General features: G+C 76.2%; 16 protein-coding genes. 8 read left to right on the top strand and 8 right to left on the bottom strand.

The window, feature by feature from the left end:
• Nucleotides 1-63 precede the first annotated feature (63 nt).
• Nucleotides 64-1287 (top strand): cupin domain-containing protein, encoded by a 1224-nt coding sequence (locus DQ244_RS14105; protein ID WP_113812133.1) that lies wholly within the window; start codon nt 64-66, stop codon nt 1285-1287.
• Nucleotides 1284-2258: a sucrase ferredoxin gene (locus DQ244_RS14100; RefSeq protein ID WP_113812132.1), complete on the top strand. Its 975-nt coding sequence runs from the start codon at nt 1284-1286 to the stop codon at nt 2256-2258. Before DQ244_RS14105 ends, DQ244_RS14100 begins: the two co-directional genes overlap by 4 nt.
• On the opposite strand, the gene DQ244_RS14095 is transcribed toward DQ244_RS14100, so the two are convergent.
• From DQ244_RS14095 to DQ244_RS14065, 7 genes are all read right to left on the bottom strand, one after another.
• Nucleotides 2255-3424: an alkaline phosphatase family protein gene (locus DQ244_RS14095; RefSeq protein WP_113812131.1), complete on the bottom strand. Its 1170-nt coding sequence runs from the start codon at nt 3422-3424 to the stop codon at nt 2255-2257. The two genes, DQ244_RS14100 and DQ244_RS14095, sit on opposite strands and share 4 nt — an antisense overlap.
• Nucleotides 3421-4158, bottom strand: a complete 738-nt coding sequence (locus DQ244_RS14090) for a bifunctional 2-polyprenyl-6-hydroxyphenol methylase/3-demethylubiquinol 3-O-methyltransferase UbiG (RefSeq protein WP_113812130.1) — start codon at nt 4156-4158, stop codon at nt 3421-3423. The genes DQ244_RS14095 and DQ244_RS14090 overlap by 4 nt, the downstream gene beginning before the upstream one ends.
• A gap of 38 nt (nt 4159-4196) precedes the next feature.
• Entirely contained in the window at nt 4197-4676 is a 480-nt protein-coding gene (locus tag DQ244_RS14085) for a VOC family protein (protein WP_113812129.1), read from the bottom strand.
• Nucleotides 4677-4797: 121 nt separating this feature from the next.
• Entirely contained in the window at nt 4798-6321 is a 1524-nt protein-coding gene (locus tag DQ244_RS14080) for an HNH endonuclease signature motif containing protein (protein ID WP_113812128.1), read from the bottom strand.
• A 137-nt stretch (nt 6322-6458) separates the two neighbouring features.
• Complete coding sequence (locus DQ244_RS14075; protein WP_113812127.1) at nt 6459-10274, bottom strand: DNA polymerase III subunit alpha; 3816 nt, start codon at nt 10272-10274, stop codon at nt 6459-6461.
• On the bottom strand, nt 10271-10738 hold the full coding sequence (locus tag DQ244_RS14070) for an SAV_6107 family HEPN domain-containing protein (RefSeq protein ID WP_113812126.1): 468 nt from the start codon (nt 10736-10738) through the stop codon (nt 10271-10273). The genes DQ244_RS14075 and DQ244_RS14070 overlap by 4 nt, the downstream gene beginning before the upstream one ends.
• A complete protein-coding gene (locus DQ244_RS14065; protein ID WP_113812125.1) occupies nt 10738-11064 on the bottom strand; it encodes a DUF6504 family protein in 327 nt (108 codons plus the stop codon). The genes DQ244_RS14070 and DQ244_RS14065 overlap by 1 nt, the downstream gene beginning before the upstream one ends.
• A 193-nt stretch (nt 11065-11257) precedes the next feature.
• On the opposite strand from DQ244_RS14065, the gene DQ244_RS14060 reads away from it, so the two are divergent.
• The 6 genes from DQ244_RS14060 to DQ244_RS14035 are packed head-to-tail and all read left to right on the top strand — an operon-like array spanning nt 11258 to nt 16571.
• A complete protein-coding gene (locus DQ244_RS14060; protein ID WP_113812124.1) occupies nt 11258-11752 on the top strand; it encodes a YbaK/EbsC family protein in 495 nt (164 codons plus the stop codon).
• Nucleotides 11749-12339, top strand: coding sequence for an N-acetyltransferase (locus tag DQ244_RS14055; RefSeq protein WP_113812123.1), 591 nt, complete (start codon nt 11749-11751; stop codon nt 12337-12339). Before DQ244_RS14060 ends, DQ244_RS14055 begins: the two co-directional genes overlap by 4 nt.
• A complete protein-coding gene (locus tag DQ244_RS14050; RefSeq protein WP_233491404.1) occupies nt 12336-13994 on the top strand; it encodes an NAD(P)/FAD-dependent oxidoreductase in 1659 nt (552 codons plus the stop codon). The genes DQ244_RS14055 and DQ244_RS14050 overlap by 4 nt, the downstream gene beginning before the upstream one ends.
• Nucleotides 13991-14782 (top strand): carotenoid biosynthesis protein, encoded by a 792-nt coding sequence (locus DQ244_RS14045; protein WP_233491402.1) that lies wholly within the window; start codon nt 13991-13993, stop codon nt 14780-14782. Before DQ244_RS14050 ends, DQ244_RS14045 begins: the two co-directional genes overlap by 4 nt.
• Nucleotides 14779-15915, top strand: coding sequence for a glycosyltransferase family 2 protein (locus DQ244_RS14040; RefSeq protein WP_113812122.1), 1137 nt, complete (start codon nt 14779-14781; stop codon nt 15913-15915). The genes DQ244_RS14045 and DQ244_RS14040 overlap by 4 nt, the downstream gene beginning before the upstream one ends.
• Nucleotides 15912-16571 (top strand): flavin reductase family protein, encoded by a 660-nt coding sequence (locus DQ244_RS14035; RefSeq protein ID WP_199580405.1) that lies wholly within the window; start codon nt 15912-15914, stop codon nt 16569-16571. Before DQ244_RS14040 ends, DQ244_RS14035 begins: the two co-directional genes overlap by 4 nt.
• Here the strand turns inward: DQ244_RS14035 and DQ244_RS14030 are convergent.
• Nucleotides 16568-17545 carry a carbohydrate kinase family protein gene (locus tag DQ244_RS14030; protein WP_113812121.1) on the bottom strand — a complete coding sequence of 326 codons (978 nt, stop codon included), beginning with the start codon at nt 17543-17545 and terminating at the stop codon, nt 16568-16570. The two genes, DQ244_RS14035 and DQ244_RS14030, sit on opposite strands and share 4 nt — an antisense overlap.
• Nucleotides 17546-17663: the final 118 nt, after the last annotated feature.

Here is a 17663-nt window from a genome sequence, read left to right as displayed (position 1 = left end):
GACCCGACCTCGCGGGGCGGGGCGGAGCAGCTGCTCCGCCCCGCCCTGCGGCGGTGCACCGACATGGCGCCGGAGGTCTTCGCCGCCGAGTACTGGGCCCGCCGGCCGCTGCTCACCCGTGCCGAGGACACCGGCAACTCCTTCACCGACCTGCTCGACCTGCCCGCGGTGGACGAGCTGCTGTCCCGCCGCGGGCTGCGCACGCCGTTCCTGCGGATCGCCAAGGACGGCGCCGTCGTCGACCCCAAGCGCTTCACGACCTCCGGTGGCGCCGGCGCCGAGATCGCCGACCAGGTCAGCTCGGACTCGGTGCTGCGGCTGTTCGCCGACGGCAGCACCGTGGTCCTGCAGGGCCTGCACCGGCTCTGGCCGCCGCTGATCGAGTTCGCCGACGCGCTCGCCGCCGACCTCGGCCACCCCACGCAGGTCAACGCCTACATCACGCCGCCGTCCTCCCGGGGGTTCAGCCCGCACTACGACGTCCACGACGTCTTCGTGCTGCAGGTGGCCGGCGAGAAGCACTGGACCATCCACGCGCCGGTGCTGCCCGACCCGCTGCGCACCCAGGTGTGGACCGACCGGGCCGACGAGGTGGCCGCCGCCGCGGAGCGGGAGCCGGTCATCGACGCCGTGCTGCGCCCGGGCGACGCGCTCTACCTGCCCCGCGGCTACCTGCACTCGGCGCGTGCGCTGGGTGAGATCAGCGCCCACCTGACCGTCGGCATCCACTCCGTCACCCGCTGGGCGGCCGCGGAGCAGGTGCTGGACCTCGTGCGCACCCTCGCCGCGGAGGACCGCTCGCTGCGCGGCTCGCTCCCCCTGGGCGTCGACCTGGCCGACCCGGACGTGGTCGCCGACGACGTCGCCGCCGTCGTCTCCTCCCTGAGGGAGTGGCTGGGCCGGGTCGACCCCGCCGAGGTGGCCGACCGCCTGCGCGCCCGGACGTGGGCGCAGGTGCGCCCCGAGCCGGTGGCGCCGCTGGCCCAGGCCACCGCGGCCGCGGCCCTCACCCCCGACACGGTGCTGCGCCTGCGCACCCGGCTGCGCTGCACCCTGCGCGACGGCGCGGACGGCGGGGTGCTGCTCATCGGCGGGCGGCGGACCCACTCCTTCGGTGCTCCGGAACGGCCCGCGCTGGCCGAGCTGATCGCCGTCGGCGAGCTGAAGGTCGGGGACCTGCCCGGGCTGGAGCCGGCCGAGCGGCTCGCGCTGGCCCGCCGGCTGGTGACGGAGTCGGTCGCCGTCGTCCCCGGCGCGGAGGCCGCGGGCCAGCCGCCCCTGCCGTGACCGCCCGACCGCCCGGCGGCGAGGACTTCTGCCGGACCGACGTCCCCGCCCGGCCGCTGGGCCGCCTCGACGCCGACCGCTGCTCGGTGCGGGCGCTCGCCCGAGCCGACTCCGGCATCGCCACCGCCGCCCCGCTGGACCGCTGGTTGCTGATCGAGCAGCCCGGTCCGTGGGGACGGCAGGCGCTGCCGCAGTCCCGGTTCGACGCCCGCGTGGCGCCGCTGCTGGCCGACCGGGCCGCGCGCGAGGGCGTGCGGGTGCTGCTGGTGCGCCGTCCCGGTGACCGGCTGGCCGACTCCGGCCGGCGGTGGGCCTACGCCGACAGCCGGCCCGGCCGGGAGGGGCTGTGGTGGTCGGTGCGGGAGTCCGACGCCGACCTGCTGACCGCCCCCTGGGACGGCTCGGTGGGCACGCCGGCCGCCGGCCGCACCTACCTGGTGTGCACCCACGGCGGGCACGACGCGTGCTGCGCGCTGCGCGGGCGGCCGCTGGCCCGCGCCCTGCCGACGACCGGCGCCGACGAGGTGTGGGAGTGCAGCCACCTCGGCGGTGACCGGTTCGCGGCGAACCTGCTCGTGCTGCCGCACGGCTTCTACTACGGCCAGGTGCCCGGCGACGGCGCGCTGGTGGTGGCCGCGCACGACCGCGCCCGGGTGGCACTGCCCTGGCTGCGGGGACGCGCCGGGCTGGCCGCGCCGGCGCAGGCGGCCCAGCACTACGCGCGCGAGGAGCTCGGGCTGCTCGGCGTCGACGACCTGCTGCCGCTGACGGTGACCGCCCTGGACTCCCCCGGCGACGGCGCGGAGCGCTGGGAGGTGGCGCTCGCCGGGCCCGAGGGGGACGTCGTCGTGGTCGTGGAGAGCCGGCCCTCGCCCGAGACCGTGCACCTGACCTGCCAGGCCGCCCGGCCGGGCCGGGTGCGCACCTGGCACCACCTCTCGCTGACCACCCGGCCGCGGGCCGGCGCCTAGGCCAGGCCGCGCCCCCGGGCCACCAGCAGCGGGATCGCGAGCTCGGTGGCGGTGAGGGACCCGTGGTAGGCCGCGAGCCGGCTGGGCCCGGGCTCGAGGCGCGGGGTCACCAGCGCCCAGGCCCCCCGCGCGAGCGCCACGACGTCGCCGAGGCGGGTGACGAGGGCGTCGTCGACCGGGCCGAAGATCCCGCTGGCGACCGCCTCGTCGCGCCCGACGACCCAGGCGCGGTCGCCGAGGACCCCGCGCCAGCGGTCCAGCACGTCGGCCTCGGCCCCCGGCTCGGCGTGCACGTAGCGGGCGCGCGGCTCGCCGGTGAGCAGCCGGACGCCGTCGGCGAGGTCGGGTTCCTCGTCGAGGTCGAACCGGGTGTGCGCCGGGACGTCGAGCATGCCGTGGTCGGCGGTGACGAGGAGGGCGGCGTCGTCGGGCAGGCCGTCGACGAGCTGGGCGACCAGCGCGTCGACCTGCTGCAGCTGCGACCGCCAGCTCGGGGAGTCGACGCCGCGGACGTGGCCGGTGAGGTCGAGCTCGGCGAGGTAGCCGTAGACCAGCGCGCGCGGGCCGGCGTCGAGCGCGGTGCGCATCAGGGCGGTGAGGTCGCCGGGGCCGACGCTGCCGGTGTAGTTCCCGCCGCGGTAGGCGGCCTCGGTGAGCCCCGAGCCGGCGTAGGCCCACGGTCCGACGGCGGTGACGGCGATCCCGTCCGCCGCGGCGCGCTGGAAGACGGTGGGCGCGGCCATCCAGTCGGCGGGGTCGGGGTCGTCGGCCCACTGGGTGTGGTTGAGGGTGCGCCCCTCCCCCGGTACCTCGGTGACGAAGCCGAGGACGCCGTGCCCACCCGGCGGCAGGCCGGTGGTCAGGGTGGTGAGGCTGACCGGGGTGGTGCTGGGGCACGGCGCGGACAGGTCACCGGCCGGGGTGCTCAGCGCGGCCAGGGTGGGCGCCAGGTCGGCGTGCGCGCGGATCAGGTCGGCGCCGAGCCCGTCGACGAGCAGGACGGCGACGCGGCGGGCGCCGTGCAGCGCGTCGGTCAGGCCCAGCGGGTCCGGGGGCAGGTCGCCGCGCAGCACCGGCGCCCCGAGCGCCGCGGCCGCACCGGGGAGGACGTCGGCGAGGCTGGCGGCGCCGTAGGCCGGCCGCTGCAGATCGGCCGGGAGGGTCACGGGCGGGTGGCCAGCAGGTGCAGCCCGGCCGCGATCTCCCGGTAGGGCGAGGTGCCGGCGAGCGCCAGCTCCAGGCTGCGGACGGCTGCCGCGTCGGCTCCGGAGGCGGCCTCGAGCAGGTCGGCGACGACGGAGACGCCGCGCCACTCGCCGGCGGTGAGGCCGGCCCCGTCGACGAGGACGAGGAGGTCGCCGTGGGTGAAGCGCCGGCGCCCGGCGCGACCGGTGACGGTCTCCTGGTCGCGGAGGACGGCGAGCGCCTCGGTCGGCTGCCCGGCGATGGCGCGGGCGAGCACACCGCCGGCACGGTTGGCGACCGCGAGGCTCACCTGGCCGCCCGGCCGCAGGGCGCCGGCGATCTCGCGGAGGGTGACCGCGGGGTCGTCGACGACCTCGAGCACGGAGTGGCACAGCGCCAGGTCGTAGCCGCCGTCGTCGTCGGCGAGCACCTCGTGCAGCAGGTCGCCGTCGCCCTGGACGCCCACGACCCGCTCGCCCACGCCGTCGGTCTGCGCACGGCGGGAGAGGGTGGCGAGGGCGTCGGCGCTGGGGTCGACGACGGTGACCGTGTGCCCGAGCCGGGCGAGCGGAACGGCGAACACGCCGCTCCCGCCACCGACGTCGAGGACCCGCAGCGGGGTGCCCGCGCCCACGAGCGGGTCGAGCGCGGCCCACACGGCGGCGGTGCGGACGGGCAGCTGGGCCGCGGTCGGCGAGGCGGGAACGGTCGGCACCCACCGGAGCCTAGTGGCGACGGCGCCGCCGCTCCCCCTCAGGCGGGGACGCTGTCGGCTGCCTGCCGGATGGCCTCGATGTCGATGCGGCGCATCTGGAACATCGCCTGGGCGGCGCGCTGGGCGCGCCCGGGGTCGGAGTCGCCGAGCAGGCTCATGAGCTCGGTGGGGATCACCTGCCACGAGACCCCGAACCGGTCCTTGAGCCAGCCGCACATGCTCTCCTCGCCGCCGTCGGTGAGCCGGTCCCAGTAGTGGTCGGCCTCCTCCTGGTCGGCGCACATGATCTGGAAGGAGATGGCTTCGCTGTGCGGGAACTGCGGCCCGCCGTTGAGCGCCACGTACTCCTGGCCGTCGAGGGTGAAGCTCACGGTCATCGCGGTGCCCTCGGGCATCGGCTGGTCGGGGCCGTAGCGGGTGACGTCGCCGATCGAGGAGTTCGGGAAGATCGAGGTGTAGTGCTCGGCGGCCTGCTCGGCCGTGCCGTCCATCCAGATGCAGGGGATCTGCTTGGGCATGGCGGTCTCCTTCGGGTGCCGGCCGGTGCCGGGCGCGGGACGTGCTGGTCATGGCTATCGACCGGGCAGCAGCCGTGAACTCATCGGTGCTCGCGGCGACGCGGAACGATGGTCCGGTCGATCAGAAGGGCGGCTCGTCCTCCGGGGGTTCCGGAGAGGCGGGCGCGGGCTCCAGGTGCCAGTAGTGGCCCGGCGGCCGCGTCACCCGGGTGACGCCGCTCGGTGTGGTGACGGTCAGGACCCCGTCGTCGTCCATGACGAACGACCACCCGGGTGCGAGGGTCTTGAGCCGGTGGTGCCGGCGGCACAGGCAGCAGAGGTTGTCGCAGGACGTCTCGCCGCCTTCGTCGTGCGGGACGACGTGGTCGAGGTCCACCCAGCCGGCACGCGACGAGCAGCCGGGCATCCGGCAGCGGTGGTCGCGTGCCCGGAGGAAGCGGCGTTGTGCCGGGGTCGGGCGGTAGCGGCCGGGCGCCTCGGGCTCGCCGAGCACGGCGCAACCGCAGTCGGCGCCGGCTCCACCGTGCTGCGGGCAGCCGCGGCGGACCAGGGCCTCCAGCTCGCGGCGGGTGACCGTCGCGCGCAGCCGTCCGGTGCCAGGATCGGTGAGGGCCAGGAGCATGCTGCCCCCGGTCGGCGCCTGCAGACCTCCGGGGCACAGCGCGTCGAGCTGCTCGAGCAGGTCGCGGAGGTCTGCTGCCGTGATCGGCCGGCCGTCGACCTCGCCGACGCCGACGCCATCGGCCAGGACCGGGAGCGGTGCCAGCACGGTCAGCTGGGCCGTGACCGGCGGGCGGCTGGTGTCCCAGGGCCGGAGCACGAGGGCCAGGAGAGCCTGCGCCCGCAGCAGACCGATCGGCGCAGCGGAGCCCGCCTCCTTCTCCAGGCGGGCCATGCGGTCCGCGGTGTCGTAGATGGCGGCGGCGGCCGGAGCCGGCAGGAAGACCGACAGCTCGGCCATCCCGTCGGGGGCCGGGCGAACGGTCACGTCGGCGGCCTTCGCGGCCCGGCGCCGGCGGTGCGCAGCCGCGAGCGGATCGCGGCGGGCCAGTTCGCGCTCCGCGAGGGCCCGGAGCCCCGTGACCGAGAGCTCCATGGCGCGCGGGAGGACCGCGGCTTCCACGGCGGCGAGGACTCCGGGCGCTGCGTCCTCGCCGCACGGACCGAGCTGCTGGGCGAGACCGCGGGCGCGCGGCCAGTCGAGGTGACCGTCGGCCAGCGCGGCCCAGGTCGCGGGCAGCAGGTGCACGAGGGTCAGCGCGTGCGTGGCCGTGGTGGTCGCCTGCGCGCGGGAGCAGCCGAGGACCTGGGCGAGCTCGTCGGGGAAGAACTCGCTGACGCCGCCCAGCCGGGCGAGGTCGGCGGCGGCGGGGCCGGTCCAGTGCTCGGCCGCCGCCCCGGGCGCGCCGGCGGGCAGGTCGGCGGTGGCGGGGCGGTCGGCCGCGAGCCCGGCTATCAGATCGGCCTCGTAGGCGGCGATCGCGGACTTCAGCTGCTGGATGCGGCCGAGCTCGTGCGCCTTCCCCTCGGGGCTGCGCACCGCCACCGGGAGGATCTCGGACAGCCGGGACGGCCGTCCGGGCGTGCCGGGGTGCGCGGGCAGCATCTCCGCCACCGCGAGCCCCACACCCCATCCCTCGAACATGACCCGAACCTACGGACGGGGTACGACACTTTCAGGCCTCCCAGCTGGGCTTTTCCGAAAGAGATCTGGCCGCACCGCCGGCCCCGTCCAGAGGCTCGTCCGGAGCCTGCGAGGGATGAGGAGGACGGGGTCCTTCTTCAGTGGCCGGAGCTGCCCGGGCTGGAGTGCCACAGCTTCCGGGGCGGACCGGCGGCCGCCCGGCGGGCGGCGGTCGCCGCGTCGTCGCCGGCCGGTTTGATGTCGGCGTACGGCGACATCCGGAAGCCGGTCGGGTGCACCAGCACCGGGCGCACCACCACCGGCCGGGGACCCCGCGACGCGGCCGCCCCGGCGATCGACTCCTCGGTGATCGCTCCGCCGTCCCCCACCCGCCCAGCCGCCATCTGATCGGCCACCTGCTCCAGCCCACCGGTCTCCCACGCCTCGTGCAGCGCCGGCAGCTCCCACGCCCCCGTCGCCCGCAGCGACATCCCGCGCGGGCCCGTGCGCCGCAGCACCCCGCGGATGACGAGCAGCCACGAGTGGAAGACCGTCGCCGCGTAGGGGCCCTGCGCGTCCTCGAAGAACGTCGAGTCGGTGCAGCCGCTGCTGTCGTCCAGGGTCACGAACACCACCCGGCGCCCGGAGCGGATCGGCGGTGTCTGGGTGGCGACCTTGACCCCGGCCACCAGCACCTCCGAGCCGCTGCGGCACCCGAGCAGCTCACCGGCCGGCACCGCGCCCAGCGCGGCGAGGAACGGCTTGTAGAAATCGATGACGTGCCGGCTGGCGTCCAGGCCGAGCACCTCCAGCTCGGCGCGCACCAGCTCGGCGTCGGTGAACTCGGGCAGCCCGCTGCCCTCCGCCCAGCTCGGCCCGACGGCGGCGCTCGCCGCGGCGGGGAGTTCCAGGCCGGGGAGCTCCAGGCCGGGGATCTCCGGAGCGGCGTCCTCCATCCCCATGAGGTCCAGGCTCAGCTGCCCGTCGGAGGTGGCCCGTGCCCCGCTGCGGCTCCACCGGTCCAGCTCGCTGATCTGCAGCAGCAGGTCGCGGCGGGTCACCTGACGGCGCCGCCGCGTCGGCCGGCCGGCCTCGCGGTCGCGCATCCCGAAGCCGTAGAGCGAGTCGAACCCGCCGGCCAGCACCAGCCGCTCCACCACCGGCCGGGACACCGACGCCCGCGACCAGAAGTCGGTCAGCGACCGGTACGGCTGCCCGTTGACGACCCTGGCCACCTCGTCGTCGGAGATGCCCTTCACGTCGGCCAGCGACAGCCGGATCCCGTACCCCGAGGGCTCGCGCATCGTCGCCGGCATCCACTCCGGACGACGCCAACCCTCACCCTCCCCCTCAGGGTCCGGGTCGAGCCGTTCGACGCGGTAGGTGGCACCGGAGGCGTTCACGTCCAGCCCGAGCACCCGGATGCCGAAGTTGCGGGCGTCGTCGAGGATCAGCCGCTTCGGGTACATGCCCGGGTCGTGGGTGAGCACCCCGGCCAGGAACGCCGCCGGGTGGTGGGTCTTCAGCCACGCCGACTGGTAGGTGGGCAGCGCGAACGCCGCCGCGTGCGCCTTGCAGAAGCCGAACGACCCGAAGGCCACCAGCACCTGCCAGACCTGCTCGGCGACCTCCACCGGGTACCCGGCGTCCAGGGCACGGGGCAGGAACCAGGTCCGCACCTCGGGGTGGGCGTCCTTCTCCCCCAGCGCCCGGCGCACCTCGTCGGCCTCGGCCAGCGTGCAGCCGGTCATCCGCGACACCACCTGGAGCACCTGCTCGTGGAAGACCACCACACCGGCGGTCTCGGCGAGCGCGAACTCGAGATCGGGGTGCGGGTACTCGGCGTCCCGCCAGCCGTTCCGGGCCATGAGGAACGGGGTCACCATGTCGCTCTTCACCGGCCCGGGCCGGAACAGCGAGATGTCGATGATGATGTCCTCGAACGATCGCGGGCCGAACTTGCCGACCAGCTCGCGCTGCCCCGGCGACTCGATCTGGAACATCCCGAGCGTGCGGGTCGAGCGGATCAGCTCGAACGTCGTCGGGTCGTCGCGCGGGACCGCGTCGATGTCCACCGTCTCGCCGTCGACCCGGGCCACCTCGTCGAGCGCGTGCGCGATCGCCGACTGCATCCGGATGCCCAGCAGGTCGAGCTTGAGCAGCCCGAGCTCCTCGACGTCGTCCTTGTCGAACTGGCTCATCGGGTAGCCGAGGTAGCTGCTCTCCACCGGTGTGCGGTCCAGCAGCGTGGCATCGGACAGCAGCACGCCGCACGGGTGCAGCGCGATGTGCCGGGGCAGCCCGTCGAGCCGGGACACCAGGTCGAACAGCAGGTCCAGGTCGCCGGTACCGCCGGCGCGCTTGGACCCGTAGCGGCTGGCCCGCAGCTCCGGGAGGTCCCGCAGCGCGGCGTGCACCTGGTTGGCCCGGATGTGCGGGAACGCCTTGGCGACGGCGTCGACCTCCGCCGGGGGCAGCCCCATCGCCGCGCCGACGTCGCGGATCGCGTGCCGCACCCGGTAGGTGTCCATCATCGAGATGCAGCTGACCCGGTCGGCGCCGAACCGGTCGATGACCGCGTCGTAGACCTCCATCCGGCGCGCGGATTCCACGTCGATGTCGATGTCGGGGAGCTGGTGGCGCAGCGGCGAGAGGAACCGCTCCATCAGCAGCCCGTACCGCAGCGGGTCGACGTCGGAGATGCCGAGCAGGTAGGTGACCAGGCTGCCGGCGCCGGAGCCCCGCGCCGCGGCCCGGACCCTCAAGCTCTTGATGAGGTCGACGACGTCGGCCACGGTGAGGAAGTAGGACGGGTAGCCGAGCTGCTCGATGACGGCGAGCTCGTCGTCCAGCCGCTGCCGCACCCGCACCGTGGGCGCCAGGCCGCGCCGGCCCATCCCCGCCTCGCACCGCCCCCGCAGCACCTGCGCGGAGGTCATCCCCCGCTCGGACGGCGTGGTGACGACGTCGAGCTCGGGATAGCGGACGCTGCCCACCCCCAGGTCGGCGACGACGTCGACGGCGCACTGCTCGGCCAGCCGCGCGGTGCGCTCGAGCAGCCGGAGTGCTGCGTCCCGGTCGGGACCCATCAGGTCCTCGGCGACCTCGGCCATCTCCTTGCCCGACTTCAGGTACCCCTCGGCCGTCGTGCGGTCGACGTTCCGCTGCCCGAGCGGGACCAACCGGCGGGCCGCGTCCAGGACGTCGGCGGTCGGCGCGTCCAGGGCGTCGACGTACCGGACGGCGTTGCTGAGGACGACGGGCACCTGGTGCTCGGCGGCGAACCGGAGCACCGCCTGCGCGCGCTGCCGGTCGCCCCGGCCGCGGTGGTGCACCACCTCCAGGGCCAGCCCCGGGCCGAAGACCGCCCGCCACGCGTCGAGCACGGCGAGGGCCTCGTCGGCCCGGCCGGCCAGCAGTGCCCGGCCCACCGGCGACCCCGGCCCCAGCAGCGGGGTCAGGCCCTCGGCGTGCTCGGCGGCGATGGCCAGCGAGCTCACCGGCTCGCCGCGGGTGCCGCGCAGGTGGGTGGCGCTGGTGAGCCGGCACAGCGACCGCCAGCCGGCGCCGTTCCGGGCCAGGAAGGTCACCCGGGGCAGCCGCGGGTCGACGCTCGCCCCGCCCCGCGCGGGAGACCGGCGGGCTCCCGGCGCACCGGATCGCGACCCGGCGGCCCGCGAGCGCGGCGACCGCGCGCCGTCGGCCGACCCGTCCAGGACACGGGCCAACGACGGCGGGAGGGTGGTGTCGAGCATGGGCGCCACCGCGAGGTCGACCCCGAAGATCGGCCGGATCCCGGCCGACCGGCACGCCAGCGCGAACTTCACCGAGCCGTAGAGCCCGTCCCGGTCGGTGAGGGCCAGGGCCGGCATGCCGTGCTCGGCAGCGCGGGCCACGAGGTCGGCGGGGTGGTTGGCCCCGTACCGCATGGAGTAGCCGGAGGCGACGTGCAGGTGGACGAAGGGGTCGCTCACCGCCGGGGAGGGACGACGTAGGGCCGCGGGTAGCGGGGTGGCTCGGACAGGGACCCGAACATGGACTCCACCACCGCGAGGAAGCCCCGGGCGTCGCGGACCAGGTCGTCGGCCTCCCGCTCGGTGACCGCGTGGGACAGCCCGGCCTCGGCGGCGGCCCGCTTGGCGGCCCCGGCGGCGAAGAAGGTGGCCCACTCCCCCAGCTCCGGGGCGACCTGACCGAGCAGGACCCAGGCGCTGCGCGGCCGGCGACGGCCGCCCTCAGGACGGGTGCGGGCGGCCAGCACCCCCGCGGCGGCCCGGAGCGCCGACAGGTGCGCGGTGGCGTAGCGGTCCCGCGGATCGGGAGCCGCGGCGGCCTCGGCCAGGCCGCGGTGCGCCTGGTCCAGCAGCGCCGCGGCCGCGGCGGGCAGGACGGGGGGCAGCGGCAGCTGGCCGGCCGGCACGGCTCGTGCGGCGCCCATCAGTCGTGCACCCGGACGAGCCACCAGCGGTTGCCCGCGGCGTCCCAGGTCAGGTCGTAGACCCCGGCGAAGCTCATCCGCGACCGCCCGGCCCGGACCGCCTCGACCCGCCACACCTCGCGAGGGGCCACCAGCTCGGCCGAGGCCCCGCCGACGGCGTCGTTCCCGCGCAGCCACCACGGCGCCGTCTCGACCCAGGAGTCGAGCATCTCGCCCACGACGTAGCGCGACTGCCCGCGCCAGAACTGCACCGGCCCGAGCGGCCCGCGCTCGACCTGCACCTCTTCGCCGGTCCGACCGACGACCTCACCGAGCACCCGGCTCATGACAGCCTCCCCACACCTCGCCCCGCGCCCACGCCCGACCCGGCGCCCACCGGCGGGGAAGAGCCGGGTGGAACGGGCCGCGCCTCGTTCGAACGCGTGTTCGAACGAGGTCAAGTAGACCGGAGCGCCCCGGCGTCGTCAAGCCGCGGCACGGCCCGGCGCGCCGCCGTCGGGGCGGTGGCAGGATCACCGCATGAGCCGACCACCGCACCCCCGGGTGGCCGCCGTCGCCCGTGCCCTCGCCGAGGCCGGCGCCGGGGGTGAGGTGCGCGTCCTCCCGGCCGAGGTGCGCACCGCCGCGGCCGCCGCCGCTGAGCTGGACGTGCCCGTCGGCGCGATCGTCAACAGCCTGGTGTTCCTCGCCGACGACGCGCCCGTCCTGATCCTCACCAGCGGCGCCCACCGGGTCGACGTCGACCGGGTCGCCACCCTGCTCGGCGTCCGCTCGCTGACCCCCGCGCCGGCCGAGGAGGTCCGCCGGCACACGGGCCAGCCCGTCGGCGGCGTCGCCCCGCTGGGGCACCCCGACCCGCTGGGCACCCTGGTCGACGTCGAGCTCGCCCGCCACGACCGGGTGTGGGCCGCCGCCGGTCACCCCGCGGCCGTCTTCCCCACCACCTACGACGAGCTGCTGCGCCTCACCGCCGGTACCCCCGTCGAGGTCGGCGCCGAGGTGGTGGCCCCGTGACCGGCACCCGCCCGGACACCCGCATCGTCGAGCTCCCCCCGCCGTGGATGCGGGAGAACATGCACGCGGTGCTGGCCATCTACGGGGCCGCGATGGGCTACGACCCCGGCGTCGTCGCCGGCCGCTACGGCTACGCGATCCAGCACACCGAGCGCCCCGGCTTCCGCGCCGTGGGTGCCTTCGCACAGACCCCCGAGGGCGAGCGCCTCGTCGGGTTCGGCTACGGCTACCTGATCGCGCCCGGGCAGTGGTGGCACGACCAGGTGCGCGCCGCGCTCGACCGCCGCACGGCGAAGAAGTGGCTGCCGGGCGCCTTCGAGGTGTGCGAGCTGCACGTCGACCCGGGCTCCCAGAGCCAGGGGCTCGGCCGCCGCCTGCTGCACGCGCTCGTCGACGTGCCGCACCCGGTCGCCCTGCTGTCCACGCCCGACGCCGACACGAAGGCCTTCCGGCTGTACCAGGCCGACGGCTTCGTCGACCTGGCCCGGAACTACCACTTCCCCGGCGACAGCCGCCCCTTCGCCATCCTCGGCACCAGGCTGCCGCTGCATCCGCGGGCGTCGTCGGCAGCGAACCCCCAGGCGTGACCACCGCGCAGAACTCCGCCGACGTCGTCGTGATCGGCTCCGGCCACAACGGGATGGTGGCCGCCTGCTACCTGGCGCGCGAAGGCCTCACCGTGGAGGTCGTCGAGTCCGACGACGTCCTGGGCGGCGCCGTCTCGACCGTCGAGCGCTGGCCCGGCGTCCAGGTCGACCGCGGCTCCAGCGCGCACGTGATCGTCCGGCACAGCGGCATCGTCGAGGAGCTCGACCTGGCCGCCTCCGGGCTGCGATACATCGACTGCGACCCCTGGGGCTTCGCCCCGGCACCGGACCCGGACGACGCCGGGCCCGAGGGCCGGCCGCTGGTCTTCTCCGTCGACCTGGACGCCACCTGCGCCTCCATCGAGGCCGCGTGCGGTCCGGACGACGCCGCCGCCTACCGGCGCTTCGTCGAGGTGTGGGGGCCGCGCAGCCGCGCCGTCGTCGCCTCCTTCGGCCGGGCTCCGAACGCCCGCGGTCTGATCGGGTCCTTCTGGCCGCTCGGCGCGCCCGCCGAGGGCCGCCCGCGCACCTCCGGCGGCGAGCTGGCCGCCGACTTCCTGGGCTCGGGCGACGCACTGCTGGACAAGTGGTTCACCAGCGAGCGGCTCAAGGCGGCGCTGGCCTGGTTCGGCGCCCAGTCCGGGCCGCCGATGTCGGAGCCCGGCACCGCGGCGATGGTCGGCTGGGTCGCGCTGCTGCACGACGTCCCGCCCGGTCACCCGGTCGGCGGCTCCGGCGGCCTGACCCGCGCCCTGCGCAGGCGGCTGGAGTCCGACGGCGGTCGGGTCGTCCTGGGCGACGGCGCCGAGCGGCTGCTGGTGGAGGACGGCCGGGTGACCGGTGTCCGCACCCGGTCCGGCCGCACCGTGCGCGCCGACGCCGTCGTCGCCGCCTGCTCCATCGACGTCACCCGGCGGCTGGCCGGGGACGACGCCCCGCCGGTGCTCGCCGAGGCCGCACCGCCGTTCGGCAACGGCTTCGGCCTGGTCGTGCGGGTCCTCACCGACGCCCTCCCCGCCTACCCCGGCGTCGATCCGGACCTGGCGCTGCACGGGCTCCAGCTGCTGTGCACCGACCGCGGGCAGCTGGCCGCCGCGCACGGCGACTGGGGCGCCGGCCGGGTGCCCCGCGAGCCGGTGCCGCTGGCGATGTCGTTCTCCGCGAGCGACGACACCCTGGCCCCGCCCGGACGGCACGTGGTCACCATCTGGGGGCAGTGGTACCCGTACGCGCTGGCCGGCGGTGGCGACTGGGACGCGATCGCCGACGTCGAGGCCCGCCGGCTGATCGACGCGGTGGACCGCTACGCGCCCGGCTTCGCCGCCTCGGTGCAGGAGACCTACGTGCAGACGCCGCTGGCGCTGGAGCGGGAGCTGTCACTGCCCCGCGGCAACGTGATGCACGTGGAGATGGGGCTGTCCAGCATGTTCGCCCTCCGGCCGGTGCCGGGGCTCTCCGGATACAAGGTGCCCGGCCTGCCCGGCCTGTACCTGGCCGGCGCCTCCACGCACCCCGGCGGCGGCGTGTCGGGCAACTCCGGGCGGTCGGCGGCCCGCGTGCTGCTCGCCGACCGCGGCCTCCTCCCCCGCGCCCGGGCCGCAGCGGGCAGGTCGCTGCGCCGCGTCGGCGGACGACTCGCACGGGCGCGGTCGTGATCCCGTTGATCGCCGCGTTCCCGCTGCCGCGCACCTGGACCGCCCGCCAGGTCGTGCCGGTGGTCCTGGCGCTGGCCCTCGTCGGCACGGCGATCGCCTATCCGCTCTCCGGGGGCGGCACGCGCGACGCGGTGAGCTGGGCGATCGTGCTGCTGGGCGCGGCGCTCTCGGTGGTGCACGCCTCGCTCAGCCGCGGCGTGCGCACCGGCGTCGCCGTCCTCGTGCTCGTCGGGGTCGTCTCGGTCGTGTTCGAGAGCATCGGCCTGGCCACCGGGTACCCCTACGGCAGCTACACCTACAGCGACACCCTGGGCCCCACCCTGCTCGGCGTCCCGTTCCTCGTGCCGCTGGCCTGGCTGATGATGGCCTGGCCGAGCTGGCTGCTGGCCGGGTACCTCGCCGACCGCCGGCCGGCGCGGATCGCCTGGGCGGCCGGGATCTTCGCCGCCTGGGACGTCGTCCTGGACCCGCAGATGGTGCAGGCCGGCTACTGGACCTGGGCGCACCCCACCCCGGGCCTGCCGGGCATCGACACCGTGCCCCTGACCAACCTGGCCGGCTGGCTGCTCGCGGGCGCGGTGCTCATGACGCTGCTCGACCTCCTGGTGGCGCGCACCGCGGGACCGCCCCGGATCGGCCCGGCGGCCCCGCTGCTCGCCCTGGCCTGGATGACCCTCGGCGGCGCGCTGGCGCACGCCGGCTGGCTGGACCTGCCGGGCTCGGCCGCCTGGGGCGCGGCGCTGGGGGTGGCGGTGCTGGTCGCGCTCGCCGTCCGGCACCGCCGATGAGCCGGCTCGTCCGCGGGCTGGCCGCGCTCGCCACCGCGGGCGCCGCGCACGCCGCCGTCAACACGGTCCTGCTGCGCCGCCCGCCCGCCGACCCGCCCCCGACGTCGCGGCCGGTCACGGTGGTGGTGCCGGTGCGCGACGAGGCCCGCCAGGTGGGCGCCTGCCTGACCGCGCTGCTCGACCAGCGGGGCGTGGACCGGCTCCGGGTGGTCGTGGTCGACGACGGGTCCACCGACGGCACCGGCGACGTCGTCCGCGCCGTGCACGACCACCGGGTGCGGCTGGTCACCGCTCCCCCGCCGCCGGAGGGCTGGCTCGGCAAACCGCACGCCTGCGCGGTCGGCGCCGCCGCCACCGACCGGCGGGACGGCGAGGTGCTGGTCTTCGTCGACGCCGACGTGCGCCTCTTCCCCGACGCGATCGCCGCCGCCGTGGCGCTGCTCGGCGACAGCGGCCTGGACCTGGTCTCGCCCTGGCCGCGCCCGCTGGCGGCCGGAGCCGCCGAGCGCCTGGTGCAGCCGCTGGCCCCCTGGCTCTGGACGACGACGCTGCCGCTGCGGCTCGCCGAGCGGTCGCCGCGCCCCTCGCTGGCCGCGGCGAACGGCCAGTTCCTCGTCGTCTCGCGGGAGGCCTACGAACGCGCGGGCGGCCACGCGGCCGTGCGCGGCGAGGTGCTGGAGGACATCGCGCTGCTGCGCGCGGTGAAGCGGGCCGGCGGGCGCGGTGGCCCGGTCGACGGGTCCCGGCTGGCCGCCTGCCGGATGTACGAGGGGTGGCCCCAGGTGCGCGCGGGCTACGGGAAGTCGCTGTGGGCCTCGGTCGGCGGCCGGCCCGCCGCCGGTCTGGCCGCCGCCGCCGCGCTCACCGCCGTCTACGTGGTGCCGCCGGTGGCCGCGCTCGGCGGATCGCGCGCCGGGCTGGTGGGCTACCTCGCCGGGGTCGCCGGCCGGCTGCTCAGCGCGCGGGCGTCGGGGAGCCGGGCCTGGCCGGACGCGCTGGCGCACCCGGTCTCGGTGCTGCTGCTGGACGTGCTCATGGTCGGGTCGGTGCGCGGCCGGCGCCGGGGCACCCTGCACTGGCGCGGACGGCCGGTCGCGCCGGCGCCTGCGCTCTCGGCGACGATGGAGCGGTGACCTCCCCCGATCCGTCCCGGCCGCGCACGTCGTTCGACCCCGCCGACATGGAGGTGCGCGCCTTCTACCGGGTGCTGAACTCCGTCGTCGTCCCGCGACCGATCGCCTGGGTGTGCAGCCGCTCGGCCGAGGGCGTGCACAACCTGGCGCCGCACTCCTTCTACACCGTGGCCTGCGTGGACCCGCCGATCGTGCAGTTCACCTCGGTCGGCCGGAAGGACTCGCTGCGCAACGTCGAGGCCACCGGCGAGTTCACGGTGAGCCTCACGCCCGAGGCGCTGTTCGAGCAGATCAACGCCACCGGCACCGACTTCCCGGCCGACCAGAGCGAGGCCGAGGCCACCGGCGTGCGGCTGGAGCCGGCCGAGAAGGTGAGCGCGCTGCGCGTGGCCGACTCACCGGTGACCGTGGAGTGCACGCTGCACTCCACGATGCGGCTGGGCGACAGCACCGTGGTGTTCGGCCGGGTCGTGCACGTGAGCGCGTGGACCGAGGCGGTGCGGGACGGCCGCCCCAGGATCGAGCACCTGCGCCCGCTGGCCCGGCTGGGCGGCAACGAGTGGTCCACGATCGGCGAGATCAAGGAGATCCCCCGCATCCCCTACCGCACGTGGGCCGCGGACCCCTCCATCGGCGAGCGGCTCCGGGGGGACTAACCCGGCAGGTGCGCGGCGACCTCGTCGGCGGCCTCGGCACCGAAGGCCTCGCCGAAGCGGGCGAGGAAGCTCTCCCGCGGCAGGTCGTACTCCTGGGTCCCGATGACCTCGACGGCGGCGGTGGCGACGGCGGAGCCGAGCTGGGTGGCCCGCTCCAGCGACAGGCCCCACATGCGCCCGGCGATGAACCCGGCACGCAGCGCGTCGCCGCCGCCGGTGGGCTCGACCGGCTTGGTCTCGGGGACCGCGATGACCTCGAGCGGCTCCTCGCCGGCCCGGCGGACCAGCACGCCGTCGGCCGCGCGGGTGGTCACCCAGCAGCCCACCCGGTCGAGCACCTCGTCGGCGGTCCAGCCGGTCTTCTGCAGCAGCAGCGCCGACTCGTACTCGTTGGTGAACAGCACCTCGGCGCCGGACACCAGCTCCATGATCATGTCGCCGGCGGCCCAGGCCAGCTGCTGGCTGGGGTCGGCGGCGAAGGCGAAGCCGCGGTCCCGGCACTCCTGGGTGTGCCGCACCATCGCGGTGGGGTCGTTGGGGCCGACGACGACGAGGTCGGGGGCACCGACCCGGCCGACCACGGGCGCGAGCTCGATCTGCGAGGCCTCGGCCATCGCGCCCGAGTAGAACGACGCGATCTGGTTGTTCGCCTGGTCGGTGGTGCACACGAAGCGCGCGGTGTGCTTCAGCTCCGACCAGTGCACGCTCCCGGTGTCCACCCCGTGCCGGCTCAGCCAGGCCTGGTAGTCGGCGAAGTCGCTGCCCACGGCGCCGACCAGGACCGGCGAGAGGCCGAGCAGGCCGAGCCCGTAGGCCATGTTCGCGCCGGCGCCGCCACGGTGCTGCACCAGGTCGTCGACCAGGAAGGACAGCGAGACGTTCTCCATCTGGCCCTCCACGAACTGCTCGGTGAACAGGCCGGGGAAGGTCATGAGGTGGTCGGTGGCGATGGAGCCGGTGACGACGACGGGCACGGGGGCGCTCCTGGAGAGGGTGGCGGGCGTCGGCGGCACGCGGTGCGGCTGCGATGGCCTGGGAGGGGGTCGGGGCACCGCACACCTTAGGAGCCGGGACCCGTCACCGGTCCCCCAG

It is taken from the genome of Blastococcus sp. TBT05-19, from assembly GCF_003319095.1.
Taxonomy (GTDB): Bacteria; Actinomycetota; Actinomycetes; order Mycobacteriales; family Geodermatophilaceae; genus Blastococcus.
This window is presented reverse-complemented; position numbering and strand designations above follow the sequence as displayed.